Raw genomic sequence first — 8407 nt, forward strand, 5'->3', positions numbered from 1 at the left:
GCAGGTCTTAAATTTAGGACCTACATCAATACGGAGGAACGGGTGTCGACTCTGGCAGCAACCGGCAGCACGTCTGCCGGCCCACAGCAGCAGGACGCGGCCTGGTGGCGGCAGGCCGTCGTCTACCAGATCTACCCGCGCAGCTTCGCCGACTCCAACGGCGACGGCATCGGCGACCTGCGCGGCATCACCAGCAGGGTGGCCTACCTGCGCGAGCTGGGGGTCGACGCGGTGTGGCTGAGCCCCTTCTACCCGTCTGCGCTGGCCGACGGCGGCTACGACGTCGACGACTACCGGGCCGTCGACCCGCGCATCGGCACGCTGGAGGAGTTCGACGAGCTGCGCGCGGCCCTCCACGGCGCCGGCATCCGGCTCGTGGTCGACATCGTCCCCAACCACACCTCGAACCGGCACGTCTGGTTCCAGGAGGCGCTCGCCTCGCCTCCGGGCTCGAGGGCGCGTGAGCGCTACGTCTTCCGGCCGGGCCGCGGCGAGCGCGGCGAGCTCCCGCCGAGCGACTGGACGTCGATCTTCGGCGGCCCGGCGTGGGAGCCCGTCGGTGACGGCGAGTGGTACCTGCACCTGTTCGCCCGGGAGCAGCCCGACCTGAACTGGGCCGACGACGAGGTGCGCCAGGAGTTCCTCACCACGCTCAGGTTCTGGGCCGACCGGGGGGTCGACGGTTTCCGCATCGACGTCGCGCACGCACTGGCCAAGGACCTCACCGAGCCGCTCGCCAGCCAGGCGGAGCTGGACGCGGACATCTGGGGAGGCGCCCACCCGCTCCAGGACCGCGACGAGGTCCACGACATCTACCGCGAGTGGCGCAGGCTGTTCGACGAGTACGACCCGCCCCGCACCGCCGTCGCGGAGGCGTGGGTCCCCGCGCACCGGCGCTCCCGCTACGCCTCCCCCGACGGGCTGGGGCAGGCCTTCAACTTCGACCTGCTCGAGGCCGGCTGGGACGCGACGTCGTTCTCCGCGATCATCGACAAGAACCTCGCGCTCGCCCGCGAGTCCGGCGCCTCGTCCACCTGGGTGCTCTCCAACCACGACGTGGTGCGGCACGCCACCCGGTACGCGCTGCCCGAGGGCACCGACCTGAACGCGTGGCTCCTGCACGACGGCGCCGAGCCGCGCCCCGACGAGGAGCGCGGCCGCCGCCGGGCCCGTGCGGCGACCCTCCTCACCCTGGCCCTGCCCGGCTCCGCGTACCTGTACCAGGGCGAGGAGCTGGGCCTCCCGGAGGTCGCCGACCTGCCCGCGGACGTCCTGCAGGATCCGACGTTCCTGCGCTCCCGGGGTGCGCAGAAGGGGCGCGACGGCTGCCGGGTCCCGCTGCCGTGGGCCACGCAGGGTCCGACGCTCGGCTTCGGTGACCAGCGGGCGCACCTGCCGGTCCCCGCCGACTTCGATCGCTTCGCGGTCGAGACCCAGGCGTCAGACGAGGGCTCCACCCTGAGCTTCTACCGGCGAGCCCTGGCCGAGCGGCGGCGCCTGCAGACCAGCGAGGCGCTGGAGTGGCTGACGCCAGTTGCCCCTGGCGTCGTCGCGTTCGCGCGACCCGGCGGCTGGACGTCCGTCACCAACTTCGGGAGCTCCCCGGTGCCGCTGCCGGCAGGGCGGGTGGTCGTGTCGAGCTCGCCGCTCGACGCCCACGAGGTGCCCGCGGAGACCACTGTCTGGCTGCAACGCGACCACTGACGGCAACCCTGCCGTTCGATGACTTCACCAATGGAGGCGAAGGCATGACGTCCCAGACACCCCTCATGTCGGCCGAGCTGAGCCGACGGGGATTCCTTCGCGGCGTCGGGGTCGCGGGCGCCGGCCTCGCGCTCGCGTCGTGCGCCGGACCCGCAGGCTCCGGAACGACGGAGATCGTCTTCTACCAGTCGAAGCCGGAGGTGATCGGGTACTTCGACGAGCTCATCGAGCAGTTCCACCAGTCCCAGTCCCGGGTGCGCGTCCGCCACGACGCCGCGTCGAACCTGGCCGGCACGTTCGTGCGGGAGTCTCCGCCCGACATCGGCTGCCTCAACTACAACTTCGAGATCTCGCGCTACGTCGAACGTGGGGCGCTCAGCGACCTGGGCGACATGCCCGAGGCCGGCCGGATCCTCGACGAGCTGAAGCCCCTCATCGACGTCACGGCCACGTACCCGGACCGCACCAGCGTGATCCCGTACTCGCTGATGGCGGCGGCGGTGCTCTACAACCGGCAGATCTTCGCGGAGCACGACCTGACGGTCCCGACCACCTGGGCCGAGCTCATCGCCGCGTGCGACACCCTCGCAGCCGCCGGGGTCACCCCGCTGTACAGCACGTTCAAGGACCCGTGGACGATCGCGCAGGGCCACTTCGACTACTCGGTCGGCGGCACGGTCGACACCACGAAGTTCTTCAACCAGCTCAAGAGGCAGGGCACCAACGTCGGGCCCGACTCCCCCGTGTCGTTCGAGAAGCAGTTCCTCGCGCCGGTCCAGCAGATGCAGGAGCTCGTCCCGTACTCGCAGGACAACGCCGCGAGCCGCGGCTACGGGGACGGGAACCTCGCGTTCGCGAACGGCGAGGCCGCCATGTACCTGCAGGGCCCGTGGGCCATCGGCGAGATCGCGAAGTCGAACCCGGAGCTCGACGTCGGTGCGTTCCCCCTGCCGATGACGGACGACCCGGCGGACCGCAAGGTCCGGGTCAACATCGACCTCGCCCTGTGGATCCCGGAGCAGTCCACCAAGCAGGAAGCGGCGCGGGAGTTCCTGTCCTTCCTCATGCAGCCCGACGTCATCGACGCCTACAACGCCCACGCGCTGGGTTTCGGCGTGACCAAGGACGCGGCCCCGGTGACCAACGAGACGCTGGTGGAGCTCAAGGAGTACTACGACGACGCGGCCTTCTACCTGGGCGCGTCGCAGCTGGTCCCCCAGTCGATCCCGCTGCAGAACTACGCGCAGTCCCTCGCCTCCGGTGCCGACCCGGAGCCCATCCTGCGGACCCTCGACGCCGACTGGCGGCGCCTGGCCTTCCGTTCCTGACGACCTCGACCATCGAACGGAGACATCTCATGGCCACAGCAGCTGCCACCCGGCCGAGGAGCCGCGACGTCGTGGCACCGCCGCCGATGAAGGCGAGCCGCCCCCGGGTCAACCGGACGTTCTACCTGTTCCTGCTGCCCACGCTCGTCCTCTTCACGCTCTGCATCACCCTGCCCGCGATCATGGGCATCACCTTCAGCTTCACCGACTCGGTCGGCTTCGGGGAGTTCCAGTTCATCGGCCTGACCAACTACGTGGCGTTGTTCTCGGACCCGGCGATCCGCAGCTCGTACCTGTTCACGATCGGGTTCGCCCTCGTCACGGTGCTGCTGGTGAACCTCCTCGCGTTCCTCCTTGCCGTCGGCCTGACCGCCAAGATCCGGGGCAAGGTCGCGCTGCGCGCGGCGTTCGTGCTGCCCATGGTCATCTCGGGCATCGTCATCGCCTACGTCTTCAACTTCCTCTTCTCCAACTCGCTGCCGCAGCTCGGGCAGGCGGTAGGCATCACGGCCCTCGAGCAGAGMCTGCTGGCCAACCCCGACCTCGCCTGGGTGACGATCGTCATCGTCACGGCGTGGCAGGCGATCCCCAGCGCACTGCTCATCTACATCGCGGGGATCCTGTCGATCCCGGCCGAGGTCTACGAGGCGGCGTCGATGGACGGCGCGTCCCCGCTGCGACGCCTGGTCTCCATCACCCTGCCGCTCGTCGCGGGGTACGTCGTCATCAACCTGGTCATCGGCTTCAAGAACTTCCTGAACGCCTACGACATCATCGTCGGCCTGACCAACGGCGGTCCCGGCACGGCGACCCGCAGCGTCGCCATGACGATCTTCTCCGGCTTCACCGGCGGCGACTACGCCTACCAGATGGCCAACGCGACGATCTTCTTCCTCATCGCCGTGGTCCTCGCCGTGATCCAGCTACGCCTCAACCGCGGAAGGAGCGCGTTCTGATGACTGCCCAGACCCTGGTCACCACGACCCCCGCCCAGGTACCGGTCCGTCCCCGCCGGCGCTTCCTCGGCAAGGGAGGCGAGGACCGCCCGAGCTGGGGCACCACCCTCGTCCTCGTCCTGTGCACGCTGGCCGTCGTCGTGCCGCTCTACGCGACGGTGACGATGGCCTTCAAGACCACCGAGCAGTCCGTCGACGGGCAGGTCTTCTCCCTGCCGTCCCCGCTCAGCGTCGACGGGTTCGTCCAGGCGTGGGAGCTCACCGACTTCCCCCGCGCGTTCGCCATCTCGGTGTTCGTCACCGCGGTGACCGTCGTCGGCACCGTCATCCTCGCGGCCTTCGCGGCCTACGCCATCGCGCGCAACTGGGACCACAAGTTCTTCCGCTGGTCGTTCTTCTACCTGCTGGCGGCGATGTTCCTGCCGTTCCCCGTGCTCGCCCTGTCGCAGGTCAAGCTCACGGGGATGGTCGGCCTCGCCAACCCCGTCGGCGTGGCGCTCCTGCACGTGATGTTCCAGCTGTCGTTCAGCGTCCTGCTGTTCACGGCCTTCATCCGGGGCCTTCCCGAGGAGCTCGAGGAGAGCGCCCGGCTCGACGGCGCCACCACCTGGGTGGTGTTCCGGCGCATCGTGTTCCCRATGATGGCGCCCATGAGCGCGACCGTCGCGATCTTCGCGTTCCTCGCCTCCTGGAACGACTTCATGATGCCGTCGCTCATCACCGCCGACTCCACGCTGCAGACCCTCCCGGTGCTGCAGAACATCTTCCAGACCCAGTTCAGCAGCAACTACAACGTCGCGTTCGCCTCCTACCTCATGGCCATGACGCCCGCGATCATCGTGTACCTGTTCACGCAGCGCTGGGTGATGGCCGGAGTGACTCAGGGCGCGATCAAGTAGCGGATCACCACTCGTCGTCGCGACCCCAGCCCCCGAAGGCGCCGTTGCGGCGCGAGCTCAGGTAGGAGTCGATGACCGCCGCGCCCAGGTCGTCCGTCTCGGGTGCGACGACGGTGCCGCCCGCCCGCTTGGCCATCGCGTCGACGAAGCGTGCGAGACCGGGGTCGTCGCCGAGACGGAAGAAGGTCGTGCGTGCGCCCAGGCGCGCCGAGCCGTCGAGCTCGCGCACCGCCAGGGCGATCGTGATCGGGTTCGGCGGGTAGTCGAAGAACACCTCGCCGCTCGACTCCAGGTGGGACGTCGGCTCGCCGTCCGTGACGATGAGGAGCACGGGCTGAGCGTTCGGGTGCTTGCGGAAGTGCCGGTTGGCCAGCAGGAGCGCGTGGTGCAGGTTGGTGCCCTTCTCCCACTTCTCGTCGAGCCCGACGAGCGCCTCGATCTGCATGACCGACGCGGTGCGCCCGAAGCCGATCAGCTGCAGGTCGTCSCCGCGGAACCGGCTCGTGACCAGGGTGTGCAGCGCCAGCGCGGTGCGCTTCATCGGCACCCAGCGGCCCTCCATCGCCATCGAGAACGAGGTGTCGACGAGCAACGCCACACAGGCCTGGGTGCGCGCCTCGGTCTCCTGGACCTCGACGTCGTCGACCTGGATCGTGCGCGACCCGCGCGCCAGCGCGTTGGTGATCGTCCGGCTCACGTCCCACGGCTCGGTGTCCCCGAACACCCACGGGCGGGTGGATCCCGACGGCTCGCCGGCGGCACCGGAGCGCCGGACGTCGTGACCGCCGGTGCGGCCGGACATCGTGTCGGCGACGGCCTTGAGGACCGCCTTGCCCAGCTGGCGCATGGCCTTCGGCGTCAACGCCAGCTTGCCGTCCGAGCCGCGCCGCATCGTGCCCTCGTTCAGCGCCTTCTCCAGCCGCTGCAGGGTGCGAGCGTCGACGACCGCATCGTCGCCGAGCTGGCGCGCGAGCTTCTCCAGGTCGACTTCGTCCAGCTGGGAGCCCTGGTACGACTGCGCGAGCTGCTCGGCGAGCGCGTCGAGGTCGGCGAGGTCCTGGAACACGCCGGTGCCGTCGCCGAGCCCGAGCCCGTTCTCGCCGTCCATGCGCTCCGAGCTTCCCCAGTCCTCGCCGGGCCGCAGGGCTTTCAGGTTGTCGTCGAGCTGCCCCAGCGCGTCCATGAGGTCCGACGAGCCGAACGCCTGCTGGGCGAGCGCGTCGAGCTCGTCGCGCTGCTCCTGCGTCATCGAGTTCCGCATGCGTTGGGCGGCCGCGGCCCGTTGTGCGAGGGCGTCCAGGAGCTCGTCGAGGTTCTGCGGGTTCTCAGGGAAGTACTCGCCGTGCTTCGCCATGAAGTCGTCGAACTGCTCCGGGGTGTCCTCGCCGCGCTTCCGTGCGTCGAGCAGCCCGTTGAGGTCCGCGAGCATCTCGTTCAGCGCGGCCCGGTCGGCGTCGGTCGCGTTCTCCAGCGCCTGCTTCATGCCGGCGAAGCGCTGGTCGAGGATCTCCCGGCCCAGCAGGTCCTTGATCTTCTCGAACTCCGCCCGCGCCTCGCTGCTGCGCCAGTCGTACCCGTTGAGCTCGTTGACGGCGGCCGCGGGCGAGGACGGGAGGTTGTCGAGCTGCAGCTGCGCCAGGGCCCGGTCGCTCTCGTCCATGTCGACGTCGCGCGCCAGCTGCTTGCGCTCGGCGAGCACCGCCCGGTCGAGCAGCTCCTTGACCTGCTGCAGYGTGCCGTCGAGGTTGTTCTCGCGCGTCAGCGCCCTGCGCCGCTCGGCGACCCGTCGCGCCAGCTCGTCGAGACCCGCCTGGTCCCGGCCGCCGCGGCGCAGGAACTCGCGCATCGCCCGCTCGGGCGAGGAGCCCGCCATGACGTCCTGGCCGATGGCCTCCAGCGCCTCGGCCAGGTCGACCGGCGGCGCGAGCGGGTCCGGCCCGTCGACGTACGGGGTGTACCTCTTGAGGCGCCGATTCGGTCTAGCCATAGATCGTCTCGCCGCCTCCGGACTCCTTGCTGATCCGGCGGGACAGGTACAGGCCCTCCAGCGCGAGCTCGATCGCGGCCGCCCGCTCGCCGTCGTTCGTGGCGTCGAGCCGCTCGCAGATCTCGTCGTAGAGCTCGGACTCCCCGAGCGCAGGAAGCCCGGTCAGCACGTCGCGAGCCGTCACCTGCTCGCCGGTGGTCACCATCGCCCCGCCCTGGATCGCGTCGACCAGGAGGCTGAAGTCGATGCCTCGGAGGTGCGCGCGCACGGTCTCCGACGTGGCGGTGCGCAGCAGGTGGTCGAGGATCTCGTCCTCGCGCCCCTCCTCCCCCGACTCGAACTCGATCTTCCCCGCGAGGACATCCACCGCGGTCTCGAGGTCCACCGGCCGCGCGACCGCGTGGTCTTCGCCCTGCCGCGCAGCCCGGTGCAGAGCCGAAGCCGCGACGGTCTCCGCGCCCGCGATGGCGAACCTCGCACTCACCCCGCTGCGCTGGTCGACCGCGCTCGACTCCCGCAGCGCCCTGGTGAACCGGGCCAGGATCTCGATGAGATGGTCGGGAACCTCCGCGTGGAGGAGGGCCTCCTGGCGGATGACCGCGACCTCGTCGACCAGCTCGGTCGGGTAGTGCGTCCGGATCTCGGCGCCGAACCGGTCCTTCAGCGGCGTGATGATCCGCCCACGATTGGTGTAGTCCTCCGGGTTGGCCGTCGCCACCACGAGCACGTCGAGCGGCAGGCGCAGGACGTAGCCGCGGATCTGGATGTCGCGCTCCTCCATCACGTTGAGCATCGCTACCTGGATGCGCTCGGCGAGGTCGGGCAGCTCGTTGATGGCGACGATGCCACGGTGGCCCCGCGGCACCAGGCCGAAGTGGATCGTCTCCGGGTCACCGAGGGCACGCCCCTCGGCCACCTTCATGGGATCCACGTCGCCGATGAGGTCCGCGACGCTCGTGTCCGGCGTCGCAAGCTTCTCGACGTACCGCTCGTCGCGGTGGCGCCAGGTGACGGGGAGGCTGTCGCCCTGGTCGGCCGCCCGTCTCTTGCTCGCCGCGGTGATCGGCTCGAAGGGGTGCTCGCCGATCTCCGACCCCTCGATCACCGGGGACCACTCGTCGAGCAGGCCATGGAGGGTGCGCAGGAGTCGCGTCTTGCCCTGGCCGCGCTCGCCGAGCAGGACGATGTCGTGGCCGGCGATGAGGGCCCGCTCGAGCTGCGGGATGACGGTGTCGTCGAACCCGTGGATGCCGGGCCAGGGGTCGCGGCCGTCTCTGAGGGCGGCGAGGAGGTTGGTGCGGACTTCTTCGCGCACCGACGTGTGGACATGCCCGGAAGCGCGGAGCTCGCCGACAGTTGCGGCAGTGGGACGCATCATCCGGTCGAGAGTACGTCCGGTTCCGACCAGTTGCCGATGGAGAGCGGCCGGGGCAGGGTCGGTCCAGCAGATCCGATGCCGGGCCAGGGGGTGAGCGAGATGGCGAAGAAGAAGACGGGGGTCGCCCTGGCGGTCGCGTGGCCGTTGGCCAAGAA

At 69.9% G+C, this 8407-nt stretch carries 6 protein-coding genes; 4 read left to right on the forward strand and 2 right to left on the reverse strand.

The window, feature by feature from the left end; translation table 11 throughout:
• Positions 1-42 precede the first annotated feature (42 nt).
• From AC1DUQ_RS00785 to AC1DUQ_RS00800, 4 genes are read left to right on the forward strand one after another with little or no spacing between them, the layout of a single operon-like run.
• Positions 43-1704 (forward strand): glycoside hydrolase family 13 protein, encoded by a 1662-nt coding sequence (locus AC1DUQ_RS00785; RefSeq protein WP_477073274.1) that lies wholly within the window; start codon positions 43-45, stop codon positions 1702-1704.
• Positions 1705-1748: 44 nt separating this feature from the next.
• Positions 1749-3032 carry an ABC transporter substrate-binding protein gene (locus AC1DUQ_RS00790; protein ID WP_477060633.1) on the forward strand — a complete coding sequence of 428 codons (1284 nt, stop codon included), beginning with the start codon at positions 1749-1751 and terminating at the stop codon, positions 3030-3032.
• Between the two features lie 29 nt (positions 3033-3061).
• Entirely contained in the window at positions 3062-3988 is a 927-nt protein-coding gene (locus AC1DUQ_RS00795) for a carbohydrate ABC transporter permease (protein ID WP_477073271.1), read from the forward strand.
• Positions 3988-4887, forward strand: coding sequence for a carbohydrate ABC transporter permease (locus AC1DUQ_RS00800; protein ID WP_477060631.1), 900 nt, complete (start codon positions 3988-3990; stop codon positions 4885-4887). The genes AC1DUQ_RS00795 and AC1DUQ_RS00800 overlap by 1 nt, the downstream gene beginning before the upstream one ends.
• A 4-nt stretch (positions 4888-4891) precedes the next feature.
• On the opposite strand, the gene AC1DUQ_RS00805 is transcribed toward AC1DUQ_RS00800, so the two are convergent.
• On the reverse strand, positions 4892-6874 hold the full coding sequence (locus tag AC1DUQ_RS00805; protein ID WP_477073272.1) for a vWA domain-containing protein: 1983 nt from the start codon (positions 6872-6874) through the stop codon (positions 4892-4894).
• Complete coding sequence (locus AC1DUQ_RS00810; protein WP_477060629.1) at positions 6867-8252, reverse strand: MoxR family ATPase; 1386 nt, start codon at positions 8250-8252, stop codon at positions 6867-6869. The genes AC1DUQ_RS00805 and AC1DUQ_RS00810 overlap by 8 nt, the downstream gene beginning before the upstream one ends.
• Positions 8253-8407: the final 155 nt, after the last annotated feature.

Source organism: Cellulomonas sp. P4_B5_2 (assembly GCF_056402235.1).

Bases quoted from the DNA above. Each gene is read 5' to 3' on its own strand.
- AC1DUQ_RS00810 (WP_477060629.1), bottom strand. From the start codon at position 8,252: ATGATGCGTCCCACTGCCGCAACTGTCGGCGAGCTCCGCGCTTCCGGG.
- AC1DUQ_RS00790 (WP_477060633.1), top strand. From the start codon at position 1,749: ATGACGTCCCAGACACCCCTCATGTCGGCCGAGCTGAGCCGACGGGGA.